Annotated in this window: 18 protein-coding genes; 13 read left to right on the top strand and 5 right to left on the bottom strand. The window is 69.7% G+C overall.

Translation table 11 applies throughout. The annotated features are described in order from the left end of the window. Entirely contained in the window at positions 1-1,119 is a 1,119-nt protein-coding gene (gene tal, locus ACZ6WH_RS09880) for a transaldolase (RefSeq protein ID WP_432852788.1), read from the bottom strand. A 34-nt stretch (positions 1,120-1,153) separates the two neighbouring features. Further along, positions 1,154-3,244: a transketolase gene (gene tkt / locus ACZ6WH_RS09875; RefSeq protein WP_469727342.1), complete on the bottom strand. Its 2,091-nt coding sequence runs from the start codon at positions 3,242-3,244 to the stop codon at positions 1,154-1,156. Between the two features lie 442 nt (positions 3,245-3,686). Between tkt and ACZ6WH_RS09870 the strand changes: the two genes are divergently transcribed. Both ACZ6WH_RS09870 and ACZ6WH_RS09865 read left to right on the top strand, forming a co-directional pair. Further along, the gene (locus tag ACZ6WH_RS09870) at positions 3,687-4,652 is read left to right on the top strand and encodes a heme o synthase (protein WP_469727341.1); all 966 of its coding nucleotides are present in this window, start codon (positions 3,687-3,689) and stop codon (positions 4,650-4,652) included. Positions 4,653-4,748: 96 nt separating this feature from the next. Further along, positions 4,749-5,117 carry a hypothetical protein gene (locus ACZ6WH_RS09865; protein ID WP_432852779.1) on the top strand — a complete coding sequence of 123 codons (369 nt, stop codon included), beginning with the start codon at positions 4,749-4,751 and terminating at the stop codon, positions 5,115-5,117. An 89-nt stretch (positions 5,118-5,206) separates the two neighbouring features. Here the strand turns inward: ACZ6WH_RS09865 and ACZ6WH_RS09860 are convergent, their stop codons facing one another. From ACZ6WH_RS09860 to ACZ6WH_RS09850, 3 genes are all read right to left on the bottom strand, one after another. Then, a complete protein-coding gene (locus tag ACZ6WH_RS09860; RefSeq protein ID WP_469727340.1) occupies positions 5,207-6,196 on the bottom strand; it encodes a COX15/CtaA family protein in 990 nt (329 codons plus the stop codon). A gap of 165 nt (positions 6,197-6,361) precedes the next feature. Further along, complete coding sequence (locus tag ACZ6WH_RS09855) at positions 6,362-7,141, bottom strand: ABC transporter permease (RefSeq protein WP_432852773.1); 780 nt, start codon at positions 7,139-7,141, stop codon at positions 6,362-6,364. Continuing rightward, positions 7,138-8,100: an ABC transporter ATP-binding protein gene (locus ACZ6WH_RS09850; RefSeq protein WP_469727338.1), complete on the bottom strand. Its 963-nt coding sequence runs from the start codon at positions 8,098-8,100 to the stop codon at positions 7,138-7,140. Before ACZ6WH_RS09850 ends, ACZ6WH_RS09855 begins: the two co-directional genes overlap by 4 nt. A 161-nt stretch (positions 8,101-8,261) precedes the next feature. Between ACZ6WH_RS09850 and ACZ6WH_RS09845 the strand changes: the two genes are divergently transcribed. The 11 genes from ACZ6WH_RS09845 (at position 8,262) to ACZ6WH_RS09795 (ending at position 16,384) form a co-directional block, all read left to right on the top strand. Continuing rightward, positions 8,262-9,128, top strand: a complete 867-nt coding sequence (locus tag ACZ6WH_RS09845; RefSeq protein WP_432852770.1) for a helix-turn-helix transcriptional regulator — start codon at positions 8,262-8,264, stop codon at positions 9,126-9,128. After that, positions 9,125-10,546: a Fe-S cluster assembly protein SufB gene (gene sufB, locus ACZ6WH_RS09840; RefSeq protein ID WP_052868335.1), complete on the top strand. Its 1,422-nt coding sequence runs from the start codon at positions 9,125-9,127 to the stop codon at positions 10,544-10,546. The genes ACZ6WH_RS09845 and sufB overlap by 4 nt, the downstream gene beginning before the upstream one ends. A gap of 85 nt (positions 10,547-10,631) precedes the next feature. Then, positions 10,632-11,813, top strand: coding sequence for a Fe-S cluster assembly protein SufD (gene sufD, locus ACZ6WH_RS09835; RefSeq protein WP_469727337.1), 1,182 nt, complete (start codon positions 10,632-10,634; stop codon positions 11,811-11,813). After that, positions 11,810-12,133: a non-heme iron oxygenase ferredoxin subunit gene (locus ACZ6WH_RS09830; RefSeq protein WP_361560226.1), complete on the top strand. Its 324-nt coding sequence runs from the start codon at positions 11,810-11,812 to the stop codon at positions 12,131-12,133. Before sufD ends, ACZ6WH_RS09830 begins: the two co-directional genes overlap by 4 nt. A 7-nt stretch (positions 12,134-12,140) precedes the next feature. Continuing rightward, positions 12,141-12,905: a Fe-S cluster assembly ATPase SufC gene (gene sufC / locus ACZ6WH_RS09825; RefSeq protein ID WP_361560223.1), complete on the top strand. Its 765-nt coding sequence runs from the start codon at positions 12,141-12,143 to the stop codon at positions 12,903-12,905. After that, positions 12,902-14,158, top strand: coding sequence for a cysteine desulfurase (locus tag ACZ6WH_RS09820; RefSeq protein ID WP_361560220.1), 1,257 nt, complete (start codon positions 12,902-12,904; stop codon positions 14,156-14,158). The genes sufC and ACZ6WH_RS09820 overlap by 4 nt, the downstream gene beginning before the upstream one ends. Before the next feature lie 20 nt (positions 14,159-14,178). Continuing rightward, entirely contained in the window at positions 14,179-14,637 is a 459-nt protein-coding gene (gene sufU / locus ACZ6WH_RS09815) for a Fe-S cluster assembly sulfur transfer protein SufU (RefSeq protein ID WP_432852763.1), read from the top strand. Next, the gene (locus tag ACZ6WH_RS09810; RefSeq protein ID WP_361560214.1) at positions 14,634-14,996 is read left to right on the top strand and encodes a metal-sulfur cluster assembly factor; all 363 of its coding nucleotides are present in this window, start codon (positions 14,634-14,636) and stop codon (positions 14,994-14,996) included. The genes sufU and ACZ6WH_RS09810 overlap by 4 nt, the downstream gene beginning before the upstream one ends. A 65-nt stretch (positions 14,997-15,061) precedes the next feature. Beyond that, positions 15,062-15,427 (top strand): VOC family protein, encoded by a 366-nt coding sequence (locus tag ACZ6WH_RS09805; protein ID WP_469727335.1) that lies wholly within the window; start codon positions 15,062-15,064, stop codon positions 15,425-15,427. A gap of 58 nt (positions 15,428-15,485) precedes the next feature. Continuing rightward, the gene (locus tag ACZ6WH_RS09800) at positions 15,486-15,809 is read left to right on the top strand and encodes a DMT family transporter (protein WP_432852756.1); all 324 of its coding nucleotides are present in this window, start codon (positions 15,486-15,488) and stop codon (positions 15,807-15,809) included. After that, positions 15,809-16,384: a TetR/AcrR family transcriptional regulator gene (locus ACZ6WH_RS09795; RefSeq protein WP_432852753.1), complete on the top strand. Its 576-nt coding sequence runs from the start codon at positions 15,809-15,811 to the stop codon at positions 16,382-16,384. Before ACZ6WH_RS09800 ends, ACZ6WH_RS09795 begins: the two co-directional genes overlap by 1 nt. Positions 16,385-16,400 lie beyond the last annotated feature (16 nt).

Genomic DNA, 16,400 nt, shown 5'->3' with positions numbered 1-16,400 from the left:
TCAGCCCTCCGAAGGAGCGAGGCGCTTGAGCTCCGCCTCGGTCGACTTGAGCAGGTCGTTCCAGGCCGCCTCGAACTTGTCGACGCCCTCGTCCTCCAGCACCTGCACGACGTCGTCGTACGAGACGCCGAACTTCGCGAGCGCGTCGATGTCGGCCTGGGCCTGCTCGTACCCGCCGCTCACGGTGTCACCCGTGATGTCGCCGTGGTCGGCGGTGGCATCCAGGGTGGCCTCCGGCATGGTGTTGACCGTGTTCGGCGCGACCAGCTGCTCGACGTACAGCGTGTCCTTGAGCTCGGGGTCCTTCACACCGGTGGAGGCCCACAGCGGACGCTGCTTGTTGGCGCCGGCCTTCTCCAGGGCGGCCCAGCGGTCCGAGGAGAAGACCTCCTCGTACGCCTGGTACGCCAGGCGGGCGTTGGCGAGCGCCGCCTTGCCCTTGAGGGCCTTGGCCTCGTCGGAGCCGACGCCGTCCAGCCGCTTGTCGATCTCGGTGTCCACGCGGGACACGAAGAAGGACGCCACGGAGTGGATCTTGTCCAGCTCCAGACCCAGCGACTTGGCCTTCTCCAGGCCGGCCAGGTAGGCGTCCATGACCTCGCGGTAGCGCTCCAGCGAGAAGATCAGCGTGACGTTGACGCTGATGCCCTTGCCGATGACCTCGGTGATCGCGGGCAGGCCCGCCTTGGTCGCCGGGATCTTGATGAGCGTGTTCGGACGGTCCACCAGCCAGGCCAGCTGCTTGGCCTCGGCCACGGTCGCCTTGGTGTTGTGCGCCAGGCGCGGGTCGACCTCGATGGACACCCGGCCGTCCTGGCCGTCGGTGGCGTCGAAGACCGGGCGCAGGATGTCGGCCGCGTCCCGGACGTCCGCGGTGGTGATCATGCGGATGGCTTCCTCGACGGTGACCTTGCGGGCCGCGAGGTCGGAGACCTGCTGCTCGTAGCCCTCACCCGAGGAGATCGCCTTCTGGAAGATCGACGGGTTGGTGGTGACACCCACCACGTGGCTCTGGTCGATCAGCTCGGCGAGGTTGCCGGACGTGATGCGCTTGCGCGACAGGTCGTCCAGCCAGATCGCAACGCCTTCGTCGGAAAGGCGCTTGAGTGCGTCTGTCATGGGAATTGCATCTCCTACTTGTCGTCTATGGACGTCAGCGCGCGGCGGCGTCGATCGATTCCCGCGCGGCGGCGGCCACGTTCTCGGGCGTGAAGCCGAACTCGCGGAAGAGGACCTTGCCGTCGGCGGAGGCGCCGAAGTGCTCCAGCGACACGATGCGGCCGGCGTCGCCCACGTACTTGTGCCAGGTCAGGCCGATGCCGGCCTCGACGGCAACCCGGGCCTTGACGGTCGGCGGCAGGACGGAGTCCTTGTACGCCTGGTCCTGCTCCTCGAACCACTCGACGCACGGCATCGAGACGACCCGGGTCGGGACGCCCGCGGCCTGCAGCTGCTCGCGCGCCTCGACCGCGAGGTGCACCTCGGAACCGGTGGCGATCAGCACCGCCTGCGGCTCGCCGCCCTCGGCGTCGAACAGGACGTAGCCGCCCTTGGCCACACCCTCGGCGTTGGGCTCGTACGTCGGCACGCCCTGGCGGGTCAGCGCCAGGCCGTGCGGGGCGCCCTTGCCGAACTCCTTGGTCCAGCGCTTGTTGATCTCGCCCCAGGCCAGCGCGGTCTCGTTGGCGTCGGCCGGCCGGACCACGTTCAGGCCCGGGATGGCACGCAGCGAGGCCAGGTGCTCCACCGGCTGGTGGGTCGGGCCGTCCTCGCCCAGACCGATCGAGTCGTGCGTCCACACGTACGTGACCGGCAGGTGCATCAGGGCCGACAGGCGGACGGCGTTGCGCATGTAGTCGGAGAACACCAGGAAGGTGCCGCCGTAGATGCGGGTGTTGCCGTGCAGCGCGATGCCGTTCATCTCCGCGGCCATGGAGTGCTCACGGATACCGAAGTGGATCGTACGCCCGTACGGGTCGGCCTCGGGCAGGGTGTTGCCCACCGGCAGGAACGAGGAGTTCTTGTCGATGGTGGTGTTGTTCGAGCCCGCCAGGTCGGCGGAGCCGCCCCACAGCTCGGGGACGACGGTACCCAGCGCCTGCAGGACCTTGCCGGAGGCGGCGCGGGTGGCCACCGCCTTGCCGGTCTCGAAGACGGGCAGGTGCTGCTCCCAGCCCTCGGGCAGCTCACCGGCGCGGACGCGGTCGAACGTGGCGGCGTGCTCGGGGTTGGCGGTCCGCCACTCGCCGAACGCCTTCTCCCACTCGGCCTTCGCGTCACGGCCGCGGTCCAGCGCCGCACGGGTGTGCGCCAGGACCTCGTCGGAGACCTCGAAGTCCTTCTCGGGGTCGAAGCCCAGGACGCGCTTGGTGGCGGCGACCTCCTCGGCACCCAGCGCCGAGCCGTGCGCGGCCTCGGTGTTCTGGGCGTTGGGGGCCGGCCAGGCGATGATCGAGCGCATGGCGATGAAGGACGGACGGTCCGTCACGGCCTTGGCCGCCTCGATCGCCGCGTACAGCGCCTCGGGGTCCAGGTCGCCGTCGGCCTTGGGCTCCACGCGCTGGACGTGCCAGCCGTAGGCCTCGTAGCGCTTCTCGGTGTCCTCGGAGATCGCGGTCTCGGTGTCGCCCTCGATCGAGATGTGGTTGTCGTCCCACAGCAGGATCAGGTTGCCGAGCTTCTGGTGCCCGGCCATCGACGACGCCTCGGCGGAGATGCCCTCCTGGAGGCAGCCGTCACCGGCGATCGCGTAGATGTAGTGGTCGAACGGCGAGGTGCCGGCGGCCGCCTCCGGGTCGAACAGGCCACGCTCGTACCGGGCGGCCATCGCCATGCCCACTGCGTTGGCCACGCCCTGGCCCAGCGGGCCCGTGGTGGTCTCGACGCCCGTGGTGTGGCCGTACTCCGGGTGGCCGGGGGTCTTGGAGCCCCAGGTGCGGAACGCCTTGAGGTCGTCCAGCTCCAGGCCGAAGCCGGCCAGGTACAGCTGGATGTAGAGGGTCAGGGACGAGTGCCCCGCGGACAGCACGAACCGGTCGCGGCCGGTCCACTCCGCGTCGGCGGGGTCGTGCCGCATGACCTTCTGGAAAAGGGTGTAGGCGGCAGGAGCGAGGCTCATGGCCGTGCCCGGGTGGCCGTTACCGACCTTCTGCACGGCATCTGCTGCCAGAACGCGGACGGTATCGACGGCCCGCTGGTCCATTTCGGTCCACTCAAGACCTGTGGTGGTCGGCTTGGTGCTCACCCTGGGTCAGGGCTCCTCTCCACATGTCGAATGCCGGGGGTCGGAAATGCCCTCGGACGCTGTCGAGCCTACCTGCGCGGGAGGCGCAATTTTCCGCCGGAACCCCGGTCGGCGTCACCTGCAACACATGAGTTTTCCGAACCCCGAACGAGCGCCCGAATGAGCAGGTGAACGCCCAGGAGACAGGGGGTGCCGAGCCTGCTTTCAGAGTGCCGTCCGGAGCCCCCTTTCGCCCGCCGATCGTCCGCGTGTCCGGGCACTCGGGTGTCATTCCTTCCGGCCGGGGCGGCGCCAACACGACCCCACCCCCGCGAAGATCGCGCTACCCGCAACGTCTAGAGTGGCGTGGTACGCGCAAGTCTTCACCGGGCCTTCATCGCCCGGCTGAGCTTGCTGGCCTTTCTCTCCGCGGTGAACGAGCCGCAGAAGTTACTTTCCAGGGGTGTGCGTGACGGCCGTCGAATCCCGTCCTGCGGGGGCGCTCTCTCGGAGCCCGGGGAATCCCGGTTCCGCGAACCGGCCGTTCGGGGCCCGGGTCATGGCATTCGTGGCACTGACCAAGCCGCGGATCATCGAGCTGCTGCTCATCACCACCGTGCCGGTGATGTTCCTTGCCGAACAGGGCGTGCCCGACCTGACGCTGGTGCTTCTCACCTGCGTCGGCGGGTACCTCTCCGCGGGCGGCGCCAACGCGCTGAACATGTACATCGACCGGGACATCGACGCGCTCATGGAGCGCACGTCGCAGCGTCCGCTGGTCACCGGCATGGTCAGCCCGCGCGAGTGCCTGGTCTTCGGCATCTCGCTCGCGGTCGTCTCCACGCTGCTTTTCGGACTGACCGTCAACTGGCTCTCGGCCTGGCTCTCGCTCGGCGCACTGCTGTTCTACGTGGTCGTCTACACGATGATCCTCAAGCGCCGCACCTCCCAGAACATCGTCTGGGGCGGCATCGCCGGCTGCCTGCCGGTCCTCATCGGCTGGTCCTCGGTGACCAACTCGATGTCGTGGGCGCCGGTCATCCTCTTCATGGTGATGTTCTTCTGGACGCCGCCGCACTACTGGCCGCTGTCCATGAAGGTGAAGGACGACTACGCGCGCGTGGGCGTGCCGATGCTCCCCGTGCTCGCCTCCAACAAGGTGGTCGCGCGGCAGATCGTGGCGTACAGCTGGGTGATGGTCGCCGTGTCGCTGCTGCTGCAGCCGCTGGGCTACACGGGCTGGTTCTACACGATCGTGGCCGTCCTGTGCGGCGCCTTCTGGCTGAAGGAGGCGCACGGCCTGCAGGCCCGCGCCAAGGCCGAGGTCACCGGCGCCAAGCTCAAGGAGATGCGGCTCTTCCACTGGTCGATCACCTACGTGTCGCTGCTCTTCGTGGCGGTCGCGGTGGATCCCTTCCTGCGCTTCTGACCCTCGCACTCCCGTGGAGGCCGTGCGCCGGTGGCCGTGAGGCCGTTCGGCGGCGGCCTCTTCCACGTTCTATTACCGACGGGTAGCATGCGGCTCATGGCAGACACCACGCAGGCGGACGAGCAGCCGGACACGCGCGACGAGCGGCTGGACAAGCGCTCCGAGAAGCAGGCGGCCAGGCTCGCCCGGGAGATGCAGGCCTTCGCCAAGAGCCACGGCGGCAGCGCCGAGGGCCAGCTGGCGCACATCGGCCGCGGCCGTACCCGCGTCGCCCTGGTCGGCGCCAACGGCGAGTGGGGCAACCTCGTGGCGCGCTCGCACGCGGCCGCCCAGAAGGCCGCGGAGCAGGCCGGCATCACCCTCCACGACGACTTCGACGGCGACCTGGCCGCCAAGGTGCGCACCGGCCGCTACGAGTGGTCGCGGATGGCGGGCATCCAGCTGGGCGGACCGTCGAACGACTGACGCCCGGCGCGCTCACGCACGGCAAAGCCCGCCGGCCACGGTCATCGGACCGTGGCCGGCGGGCTTTGCCGTGCGTGCGGGACGGGGCCTCAGGCCGCCGTGGTGGCCTTGGCGGCCTCGACCGGCTCCTGGTCCCCGGCGGGGGCCGGAACGGCCGGCAGCGGGCCGCGCTCGCGCAGCGAGAGGAAGACCCGCAGGACGCAGATCCACACCAGCGTGGAGCCGAACATGTGGATGCCGACGACCAGCTCCGGCAGGTGCAGGAAGTACTGGACGTAGCCGATGACGCCCTGGAAGGCGAGGCAGACGAAGAGCTCCAGGACCATCCGGCGCGGCGCCGCGGGCGCCTTGACCGCACGGAGCGTGAACCACAGGGCGACGCTCAGGCCGACCACGATGTACACGAAGTCCACGTGCAGCTGGGTGATCTCCTGCCAGTCCAGCGGGATGCGGTGCACCTTGCGCGCGTCGCCCGCGTGCGGGCCGGCGCCGGTGACGACCGTGCCGATCAGGGTGAGCGCCGCGGTGGCCAGCACCAGCAGCCAGGAGAGCTGGCGGACCGGCCGAGCGACCAGGTCGCGCGGCTCCGCGTCACCCTCGGAGGCCCGCCGCCACGAGATCACCGCCACCGTGAGCAGCGCCGTCGACACCAGGAAGTGCGCGCTGACGATGTACGGGTTCAGGCCGGTCAGCACGGTGATGCCGCCGACCACGGCGTTGCCCATGACGACCCAGAACTGGGCCCAGCCCAGGCGGGTGAGCGAGCGGCGCCGGGGGTGGCGGGCGCGGGCGGCGATGATGAAGAGGCCGACGACCGCGCACAGTACGTAGGTGAGCAGCCGGTTCCCGAACTCGATCAGGCCGTTGATGCCCATCTCGTGGGTCGGCGTCAGGCTGCCGGGAGTGCACTGGGGCCACGTGGAGCAGCCCAGACCGGACTGGGTCAGCCGGACCGCGCCGCCGGTCACGACGATGACGACGGCCATGACGACCGTGGCCAGCGCGGCGCGTCGCACGAAGGCCGCGGACGGCTGCCAGCGGCGGGCGATCTGCTCTAGGGGGTTCAGCGAATTCGGCACGGCCTCATCGTATGCGGCGGCTTGTGCGGATTTTCACGAGGGGGCCGGGGAGTCGGCTCCCCGGGGGACGCAGCCACGAGGGGGCCGGGGAGTCGGCTCCCCGGGGGGACACAGCCACGAGGGGTGCGAAACGGTGCGCACCTCGTACTCCGCGTGGCCCACTGGTCACTCCCAGCGGAAGAGCTTCGCCGCCGCGCCCAGCCCGAGCACCGTCCACACGGCGAGGATGCCGAGGTCGGCCAGGGGGAGCCCCGCGCCGTGCTGGAGGACGTCGCGCAGCCCGTCCGAGAGCGCCGAGATCGGCAGCAGCTGGAGTACGGACTGCACCGCGCCGGGGAACTTCTCCAGCGGCACGATGACGCCGCCGCCGACCAGCAGGAGCAGGAAGACCAGGTTGGCCGCCGCGAGCGTGGCCTCGGCCTTGAGCGTGCCGGCCATGAGCAGGCCGAGGCCGGAGAACGCCGCCGTACCGAGGACCAGCAGCAGCACGACCCATACGGGGTTGCCGTGCGGGGACCAGCCGAGCGCGAAGGCGACCACGGTGAGCAGCACGATCTGGAGGACCTCCGTGACCAGCACGGAGCAGGTCTTGGCGGTCATCAGCCCCCAGCGGGGCAGCGGGGAGGCGCCGAGCCGCTTGAGCACGCCGTAGCGCCGCTCGAAGCCGGTGGCGATGGCCTGCCCGGTGAAGGCGGTGGACATCACGGCCAGCGCGAGGATGCCGGGCGCCAGGAAGTCCACGGACTTCCCCGATCCGGTGTCGACGATGTCGACGGCGGAGAACAGCACCAGGAGGAGCGTCGGAATGATGACGGTGAGCAGCAGCTGCTCCCCGTTGCGCAGCAGCATCTTCGTTTCGAGGAGGGCCTGCGCGCGGATCATCCGGGGGAGGGGCGCGGCGCCCGGCTTCGGGGTGAAGACACCCTCGGCGGCGGTCGTGCTCATGCGCGCAGCTCCTTGCCGGTCAATTCCAGGAAGACGTCCTCCAGGGTGTGCCGCTCCACCGCTATGCGGTCCGGCATGACGCCGTTCTGTGCGCACCAGGAGGTGACGGTGGCGAGCAGCTGCGGGTCGATCGTGCCGGTGACCCGGTACGCGCCGGGCGTCAGCTCGGCCGCGGCGGACTCCGCCGGCAGCGCCTTGAGGAGCGAGGCGAGGTCCAGGCCGGGGCGGCCGGTGAAGCGCAGCGTGTTCTCCGCGCCGCCCTTGCACAGCGTCTCGGGGCTGCCCTGGGCGATGACCTTGCCCCCGTCGATGATCGCGACGTCGTCGGCGAGCTGCTCGGCCTCGTCCATGAAGTGGGTGGTCAGCACCACGCTGACGCCGTCCGAGCGCAGCTCGCGCACGAGGTCCCACGTGGCGTGCCGGGCCTGCGGGTCCAGGCCCGCGGTCGGCTCGTCGAGGAAGACCAGCTCGGGGCGGCCGACGACGGCCATGGCGAGCGCCAGGCGCTGCTGCTGGCCGCCGGAGAGCCGCCGGTAGTTCGTACGGCCGCAGGAGCCCAGGCCCAGCCGCTCGATCAGGAGGTCGACGTCGACGGGATGGGCGTGCAGCGAGGCGGTGTGCCGCAGCATTTCCTCGGCGTGGGCCCCCGGGTACACGCCCCCGGACTGGAGCATCACGCCGATACGGGGGCGCAGTGCGGCGGCGTCGGCGACGGGGTCCAGGCCCAGGACGCGGACGGTGCCGGCGTCGGCCCGGCGGTAGCCCTCGCAGGTCTCGACGGTGGTGGTCTTTCCGGCGCCGTTCGGGCCGAGGACGGCGGTGATGCCGCCGCGGGCGACGGTGAGGTCGAGGCCGTCCACGGCGGTCTTGGCGCCGTACCGCTTGACCAGGCCCGTGACCTCGACGGCAGGCTCTCGCCCGTGGGTCCGGGGGGCGTCCCCCGGGGAGGTGCTGCGCATGACCGGCAGTCTACGAAGGGGCGCCCCGCCGCTCCCACGGGGGCTCCCGCGTCCCGTCGCGATGCGGCCTTGCACTTAGGCATGCCTAAGTGATAGAGGCCACCACGCGAAGCCTTGGGTGAGGCTTGTCCTGGTCTGAAGAATTACGCAACAATGTCGTTGTGAAATACGCGAGCGAGGATCGACAGGTACCCGCGGCCGGCCCGGCCGCCGGGCCGGTGACCTCAGCCTCTGCGCAGGTCACCCCCCAGGAGGAAGCGCACGGCACGCGCAACCGCGTCGCCCGCTCCATCCTGGACCACGGCCCCTCCACCGCCGCCGAGCTGGCGGTCCGGCTGGAGCTGACCCAGGCCGCCGTACGCCGCCATCTCGACACCCTCGCGGCAGAGGGCGTCGTCGAACCCCGCGAGCAGCGGGTGTACGGCACACGCTCCCGGGGCCGCCCCGCCAAGGCCTTCGCGCTGACGGACTGCGGCCGGGACGCCTTCGACCAGGCGTACGACAGCCTGGCCTCCGACGCCCTGCGCTGGATCGCGCAGGCCGCGGGCGGCGGCGAGCGCGGCGAGGCCGCGGTCGCGGAATTCGCCCGCGCCCGGCTGGAGGCGCAGGCGGAGGAGTACCGCACGGCGGTCGAGGCCGCGCCCCCCGAGGAGCGCACGACGGCCCTGGCGAAGGCGTTGACCGCGGACGGGTACGCTGCTACGGCGCGCAGCGCCCCCCATCTGCAGCAAGGTGAGCAGCTCTGCCAGCACCACTGTCCGGTCGCCCATGTGGCCGAGCAGTTCCCTCAGCTGTGCGAGGCGGAGACCGAGGTCTTCTCGCGCCTGCTCGGGACCCATGTGCAGCGTCTTGCCACCATCGCCCACGGCGACGGGGTCTGCACGACCTTCGTACCGAAGGCGACCGCCCAGGGCGCCCCCAAGGCCCAGGGCCCGCCGCGCACGCCGAAGGCCACCGGCAAGGCCGACCACCGCATCACAAAGACCACCACCGCATCTGCAAGTACGGCCGGGAGGAACCCCGCATGACGCTCCCTACGGAGACTGCTCACCCTGAGCTCGAGGGTCTGGGCAACTACGAATACGGCTGGGCCGACTCCGACGTCGCCGGCGCGTCCGCCAAGCGCGGCCTCTCCGAGGAGGTCGTCCGCGACATCTCGGCGAAGAAGAACGAGCCGGAGTGGATGCTCAAGCTTCGCCTCAAGGGCCTGAAGCTGTTCGACAAGAAGCCCATGCCGAACTGGGGCTCGGACCTCTCGGGCATCGACTTCGACAACATCAAGTACTTCGTCCGCTCCACGGAGCAGCAGGCCGCCAGCTGGGAGGACCTGCCCGAGGACATCAAGAACACGTACGACAAGCTCGGCATCCCGGAGGCGGAGAAGCAGCGCCTCGTCGCCGGTGTCGCCGCGCAGTACGAGTCCGAGGTCGTCTACCACCAGATCCGGGAGGACCTGGAGGAGCAGGGCGTCCTGTTCCTGGACACCGACACCGCGCTCAAGGAGCACCCGGAGCTCTTCAAGGAGTACTTCGGCACGGTGATCCCCGCGGGCGACAACAAGTTCGCCTCGCTGAACACCGCGGTGTGGTCCGGCGGCTCGTTCATCTACGTGCCCCCGGGCGTGCACGTCGACATCCCGCTGCAGGCCTACTTCCGGATCAACACCGAGAACATGGGCCAGTTCGAGCGGACGCTGATCATCGTCGACGAGGACGCCTACGTCCACTACGTCGAGGGCTGCACGGCTCCGATCTACAAGTCGGACTCGCTGCACTCCGCGGTCGTGGAGATCATCGTCAAGAAGGGCGGCCGCTGCCGCTACACGACGATCCAGAACTGGTCGAACAACGTCTACAACCTGGTCACCAAGCGTGCCGTGGCCTACGAGGGCGCGACCATGGAGTGGGTCGACGGCAACCTCGGCTCCAAGGTGACGATGAAGTACCCGGCCGTCTACCTGATGGGCGAGCACGCCAAGGGCGAGACCCTGTCCATCGCCTTCGCGGGCGAGGGCCAGCACCAGGACGCCGGCTCCAAGATGGTCCACATGGCGCCGAACACCTCCTCCAACATCGTCTCCAAGTCGGTGGCGCGAGGCGGCGGCCGGACCTCCTACCGCGGTCTGGTCGAGATCGGCGAGGGCGCCGCGGGCTCCAAGTCCAACGTGCTGTGCGACGCCCTGCTGGTGGACACCATCTCCCGCTCGGACACCTACCCCTACGTGGACGTCCGCGAGGACGACGTGTCCATGGGCCACGAGGCGACCGTCTCCAAGGTCAGCGACGACCAGCTCTTCTACCTGATGGCGCGCGGCCTCTCCGAGGACGAGGCCATGGCGATGATCGTCCGCGGCTTCGTCGAGCCGATCGCCCGCGAGCTGCCCATGGAGTACGCGCTGGAGCTCAACCGGCTGATCGAGCTGCAGATGGAGGGCTCGGTCGGCTGACCGACCGTCCCCGGGGGGCCGGGCTGCCCGGCCCCTTCCGTCCGCAGCAAACTTCTTGACCCAGAAAGTGAGCACTACGACAGCCATGGCTGAGGCTCAGAACATCCCCGCGGGTTACGCCACCACGGGCTCGATCGCGGTGGCCGCCGAGTCCACCGTCGCCACCCGGATGAGCGCCCCGCCGTCCTACGACGTGGCGGACTTCCCCGTGCCGCACGGCCGCGAGGAGGAGTGGCGCTTCACGCCGCTGGAGCGCCTGAAGGGCCTCCACGACGGCACCGCCACCGCCACCGGCGGCGTCTCGGTGGAGATCAACGCGCCGGAGGGCGTGACGGTCGAGACCGCGGACCGGGACGACGCGCGGGTCGGCAAGGCCGGCAAGCCCATCGACCGCGTCGCCGCGCAGGCCTACAGCTCCTTCGAGAAGGCCTCCGTGGTCTCCGTGCCCAAGGAGACCGTGCTCAGCGAGCCCATCCGCATCGCCGTCCACGGCGAGGGCGGGGTCGCCTACGGCCACCAGGTCATCGAGCTGGGAGCCTTCGCCGAGGCCGTCGTCGTCATCGACCACACCGGTGACGCCACCCTCGCCGCCAACGTCGACTACCTCCTCGGCGACGGCGCGAAGCTCACCGTCGTCTCCGTCCAGGACTGGGACGACACCGCGGTCCACGCCGGCCAGCACAACGCCCTGGTCGGCCGGGACGCCTCCTTCAAGTCCGTGGTCGTCACCTTCGGCGGCGACCTGGTCCGGCTGAACCCCCGCGTGACGTACGCCGCCCCCGGCGGCGAGGCCGAGTTCTACGGCCTGTACTTCACCGACAACGGCCAGCACCAGGAGCACCGTCTCTTCGTCGACCACGAGGCGGCCAACTGCCGCTCCAACGTCGTCTACAAGGGCGCCCTCCAGGGCGAGGACGCGCACGCCGTCTGGATCGGTGACGTGCTCATCCGCGCCGCGGCGACCGGCACGGACACCTACGAGCTCAACCGCAACCTCGTCCTCACCGACGGCGCGCGGGTGGACTCGGTGCCGAACCTGGAGATCGAGACCGGCGAGATCGTCGGCGCCGGCCACGCCTCGGCGACCGGCCGCTTCGACGACGAGCAGCTGTTCTACCTGATGGCGCGCGGCATCCCGGCCGAGGAGGCCCGCCGTCTGGTGGTCCGCGGCTTCTTCGCCGAGCTGGTCCAGCAGATCGGCCTGCCGGACGTCGAGGAGCGCCTCATCGCCAAGATCGATGAAGAGCTGGAGGCGTCCGTAGCATGACCGCCACCTTCGTACGAGCCTGTGGGCTGAGCGAGCTCGAAGACGACACGCCCAAGCGGGTCGAGCTCGACGGCACCCCTGTCTCGGTCGTCCGTACCGAGGGCGAGGTGTTCGCGATCAACGACATCTGCTCGCACGCGAACGTCTCCCTCTCGGAGGGCGAGGTGGAGGACTGCTCCATCGAATGCTGGCTGCACGGCTCCAGCTTCGACCTCCGCACCGGCAAGCCGTCCGGCCTTCCCGCGACGCAGCCCGTCCCCGTATACCCCGTAAAGATCGAAGGGGACGACGTGCTCGTCTCCGTCACCCAGGAGTCCTGAGTTCCCCATGGCAACGCTTGAGATTCACGACCTGCACGTCTCCGTCGAGGCCGAGAACGGCCCGCGCGAGATCCTGAAGGGCGTCGACCTGACCGTGAAGCAGGGCGAGACGCACGCCATCATGGGCCCCAACGGCTCCGGCAAGTCCACCCTCGCGTACTCGCTCGCGGGTCACCCCAAGTACACGATCACCGGCGGCACCGTCACCCTCGACGGCGAGGACGTCCTGGAGATGTCCGTCGACGAGCGCGCCCGTGCCGGCGTCTTCCTCGCCATGCAGTACCCGGTCGAGGTCCCCGGTGTCTCCGTCTCCAACTTCCTGCGCACCTCCGCCACCGCGATCCGCGGTGAGGCTCCCAAGCTGCGGACGTGGGTCAAGGAGGTCAAGGAGGCCATGGAGCGCCTCAACATGGACCCGGCGTTCGCCGAGCGCAACGTCAACGAGGGCTTCTCCGGCGGTGAGAAGAAGCGCCACGAGATCCTCCAGCTGGAGCTGCTCAAGCCGAAGATCGCGATCCTCGACGAGACCGACTCCGGCCTGGACGTCGACGCGCTGCGCATCGTCTCCGAGGGCGTCAACCGGGTCCGTGAGGGCGGTGAGGTCGGCACCCTGCTGATCACCCACTACACGCGGATCCTCCGCTACATCAAGCCCGACCACGTCCACGTGTTCGCCAACGGCCGGATCGCCGAGTCCGGTGGCCCGGAGCTGGCGGACAAGCTGGAGGCCGAGGGCTACGAGGCGTACGTGAAGGGTGGCGCAACCGCGTGACACAGCTGCCGGGCCTCCTCGACACAGAGGCGATCCGTAAGGACTTCCCCATCCTGGGGCGCGAGCTCCATGACGGGAAGAAGCTCGTCTACCTGGACAGCGCTGCGACCTCGCAGACGCCCAGCCAGGTCATCGACGTGCTGAGCGAGTACTACGAACGCTACAACGCCAATGTCCACCGCGGCGTGCACGTGCTCGCCGAGGAGGCCACGGCGCTGTACGAAGGCGCTCGCGACAAGGTCGCCGAGTTCATCAACGCACCGAGCCGCGACGAGGTGATCTTCACCAAGAACGCCTCGGAGTCGCTCAACCTCGTCGCGAACATGCTGGGCTGGGCCGACGAGCCCTACCGCGTGGACCACGAGACCGAGATCGTCATCACGGAGATGGAGCACCACTCCAACATCGTGCCGTGGCAGCTGCTCTCGCAGCGCACGGGCGCGAAGCTGAAGTGGTTCGGGCTGACCGAGGACGGCCGGCTGGACCTCTCCAACATCGACGAGATCATCACGGAGAAGACCAAGGTCGTCTCCCTGACCCTGGTCTCCAACCTCATGGGCACGGTCAACCCGGTCGAGACGATCGTCCGGAAGGCCCAGGAGGTCGGCGCGCTGGTCTGCTTCGACGCCTCGCAGGCCGCGCCGCACATGCCGCTGGACGTCCAGGCGCTCCAGGCCGACTTCGTGGCCTTCACCGGCCACAAGATGTGCGGCCCGACCGGCATCGGCGTGCTGTGGGGCCGTCAGGAGCTGCTGGAGGACCTGCCGCCGTTCCTCGGTGGCGGCGAGATGATCGAGACCGTCTCGATGAACTCCTCCACCTACGCCCCGGCGCCGCACAAGTTCGAGGCCGGTACGCCCCCGATCGCCCAGGCCGTCGGCCTCGGCGCGGCGGTGGACTACCTCAACTCCATCGGCATGGAGAACATCGCCGCGCACGAGCACGCGCTGACCGAGTACGCGGTCAAGCGGCTGCTGGAGGTCCCGGACCTGCGGATCATCGGCCCGACCACGGCCGAGGACCGGGGCGCGGCGATCTCCTTCACGCTCGGTGACATCCACCCGCACGACGTGGGGCAGGTGCTGGACGAGCAGGGCATCGCGGTCCGGGTGGGCCACCACTGTGCCCGTCCGGTCTGCCTGCGGTACGGAATTCCTGCGACGACACGAGCGTCGTTCTATCTGTACTCCACCCCGGCCGAGGTCGACGCTCTGGTCGACGGCCTGGAGCACGTCCGTAATTTCTTCGGATGAGGACGAGGACTGACTGACCCGTGAAGCTGGATTCCATGTACCAGGACGTCATCCTGGACCACTACAAGCACCCGCACGGCCGGGGCTTGCGGGACGGCGACGCCGAGGTGCATCACGTCAACCCGACCTGCGGCGACGAGATCACCCTGCGCGTCCGGCTGGACGGCGCGACCATTGAGGACGTGTCCTACGAAGGCCAGGGCTGCTCCATCAGCCAGGCCTCCGCTTCCGTCCTCAATGAACTCCTGGTCGGCAAGGAGCTCGGCGAGGCGCAGAAGATCCAGGAGACCTTCCTGGAGCTGATGCAGTCCAAGGGCCAGCTGGAGCCCGACGACGCCATGGAGGAGGTGCTGGAGGACGCCGTGGCGTTCGCCGGCGTCTCGAAGTACCCCGCCCGCGTCAAGTGCGCCCTCCTGAGCTGGATGGCGTGGAAGGACGCGACTGCCAAGGCCCTCTCCGAGGAGGCGAAGACCGCATGACCGAGAACGCAAGCGCCGCGGAGGCGCCGGCCGGGGCAGCCGCCCTGAAGCCGGCCACCGAGGAAGAGGTCCGCGAGGCCCTGTACGACGTCGTCGACCCCGAGCTGGGCATCGACGTGGTCAACCTCGGCCTGATCTACGGCATCCACATCGACGACGCCAACATCGCCACCATCGACATGACGCTCACCTCGGCGGCCTGCCCGCTGACCGACGTCATCGAGGACCAGGCGAAGTCCGCCACGGACGGCATCGTCAACGAGCTGAAGATCAACTGGGTCTGGATGCCGCCGTGGGGCCCCGACAAGATCACCGACGACGGCCGCGAGCAGCTGCGCGCGCTGGGGTTCAACGTCTGAGAACCACCGCCGTCAGCGTGTGAATTTGCGTGAAGAGGCCATGCCCGCCAGGCACACTGGCGGGCATGGCCTCTTCTCTGTACCAGATCGCCGTCGACGCCCATGACCTTCCGCGGATGGCCCGTTTCTGGGTGGACGTCCTCGACTGGCAGATCGTCTTCGAGGAGCCCGGCGAGGTGATCATCGGGGCGACGGCGGAGGCGCTGCCGGGCATCGTGTTCCTGCCCGTTCCCGAGGCGAAGGCCGGCAAGAACCGTCTCCACCTCGACCTCACCCCGGACGACCAGGAGGCGGAGGTCGCGCGGATCCTCGCGCTCGGCGCCCGCCGGGTGGACGTCGGGCAGGGCGCGAACGTCACCTGGACCGTGCTCGCCGACCCGGAGGGCAACGAGTTCTGCGTCCTGCGGCCGAAGCGGACGCTGCTGGACTGAACCGGTGCGGACACCTCTTTGTGTACGGTCGTACGCATCGTTGTGTACGCTTGTACGTATGGCCTATGTGACGCTCGGCGCGGCGATACTGGTGGAGGTGCTCGCCACCACCGCGATGAAGTACAGCGAGGGGTTCACGAAGCTGTGGCCCTCGCTCGGCACCGCGGTGGGGTACCTCATCGCCTTCGTGCTGCTCGCGCAGACGCTGAAGACGATGAGCGTGGGCACCACGTACGCGATCTGGTCCGGGGCCGGGACCGCCGTGATCGCCGCCATCGGGATGCTGTTCCTCGGGGAGGCGGCCAACGCGGCACGGCTGATCGGCATCGCCCTGATCATCGGCGGCGTGGTCATGCTGAACCTCGGCGGGGCGGCGCACTGATGCCCCGGCGCTACGACCCCGAGCGGCGGCAGCGGATCATCGACGCGGCGATCCGGGTGGCCGAGGAGCAGGGCATCGGGGCCCTCACCCACCGCGTGGTGGCCCGCGCGGCGGACGTGCCGCTGGGCTCGACCACGTACCACTTCGCGTCCCTGGACGACCTGCTGGTGGCCGCGCTGCGGCAGGTCTGCGGCGAAGCGGGCACCACGGTCGAGGGCTGGACGGAGTACCTGGACCGGGACGCGCCGCTCGCGGACCGCATCGCCGACCTGCTCCGGGCGTACATGGACGACGAGCGGCACGGCCGCGTGCGGATGGAGTACGAGCTCTACCTGGCGGCGCTGCGGCGGCCCGCGCTGAGCCCGGTGGCCGCCGAGTGGCTGGACAGCACGCTGGACGTGCTCGGCCGGTACACCGACCCCGGTACGGCGCGCACGCTCAGCGCTCTGATCGACGGCATGCTCCTGCAGCTGCTGCTCACCGGCCGGCCGTTCGACCGGGAGGCGGTCCGCGCCGAAGTGGCCCGGGTGACCGGCGAGCTGCCCGTGGAGCGTCCTCGCACGTCTGACGGCTGAGACCGGTTCGCCAGGC

This window comes from Streptomyces sp. NPDC050806 (assembly GCF_055586425.1).
Note: the sequence above shows the minus strand (reverse complement) of the source record. Positions and strands in the feature narration are given on the sequence as shown.

Excerpts from the sequence above, each read along its gene's own strand:
- tal (WP_432852788.1), bottom strand. The coding sequence starts at position 1,119 with ATGACAGACGCACTCAAGCGCCTTTCCGACGAAGGCGTTGCGATCTGG.
- ACZ6WH_RS09865 (WP_432852779.1), top strand. The coding sequence starts at position 4,749 with ATGGCAGACACCACGCAGGCGGACGAGCAGCCGGACACGCGCGACGAG.
- ACZ6WH_RS09855 (WP_432852773.1), bottom strand. The coding sequence starts at position 7,141 with ATGAGCACGACCGCCGCCGAGGGTGTCTTCACCCCGAAGCCGGGCGCC.
- ACZ6WH_RS09850 (WP_469727338.1), bottom strand. The coding sequence starts at position 8,100 with ATGCGCAGCACCTCCCCGGGGGACGCCCCCCGGACCCACGGGCGAGAG.
- sufB (WP_052868335.1), top strand. The coding sequence starts at position 9,125 with ATGACGCTCCCTACGGAGACTGCTCACCCTGAGCTCGAGGGTCTGGGC.
- sufD (WP_469727337.1), top strand. The coding sequence starts at position 10,632 with ATGGCTGAGGCTCAGAACATCCCCGCGGGTTACGCCACCACGGGCTCG.
- ACZ6WH_RS09830 (WP_361560226.1), top strand. The coding sequence starts at position 11,810 with ATGACCGCCACCTTCGTACGAGCCTGTGGGCTGAGCGAGCTCGAAGAC.
- sufC (WP_361560223.1), top strand. The coding sequence starts at position 12,141 with ATGGCAACGCTTGAGATTCACGACCTGCACGTCTCCGTCGAGGCCGAG.
- ACZ6WH_RS09810 (WP_361560214.1), top strand. The coding sequence starts at position 14,634 with ATGACCGAGAACGCAAGCGCCGCGGAGGCGCCGGCCGGGGCAGCCGCC.
- ACZ6WH_RS09805 (WP_469727335.1), top strand. The coding sequence starts at position 15,062 with ATGGCCTCTTCTCTGTACCAGATCGCCGTCGACGCCCATGACCTTCCG.
- ACZ6WH_RS09800 (WP_432852756.1), top strand. The coding sequence starts at position 15,486 with ATGGCCTATGTGACGCTCGGCGCGGCGATACTGGTGGAGGTGCTCGCC.
- ACZ6WH_RS09795 (WP_432852753.1), top strand. The coding sequence starts at position 15,809 with ATGCCCCGGCGCTACGACCCCGAGCGGCGGCAGCGGATCATCGACGCG.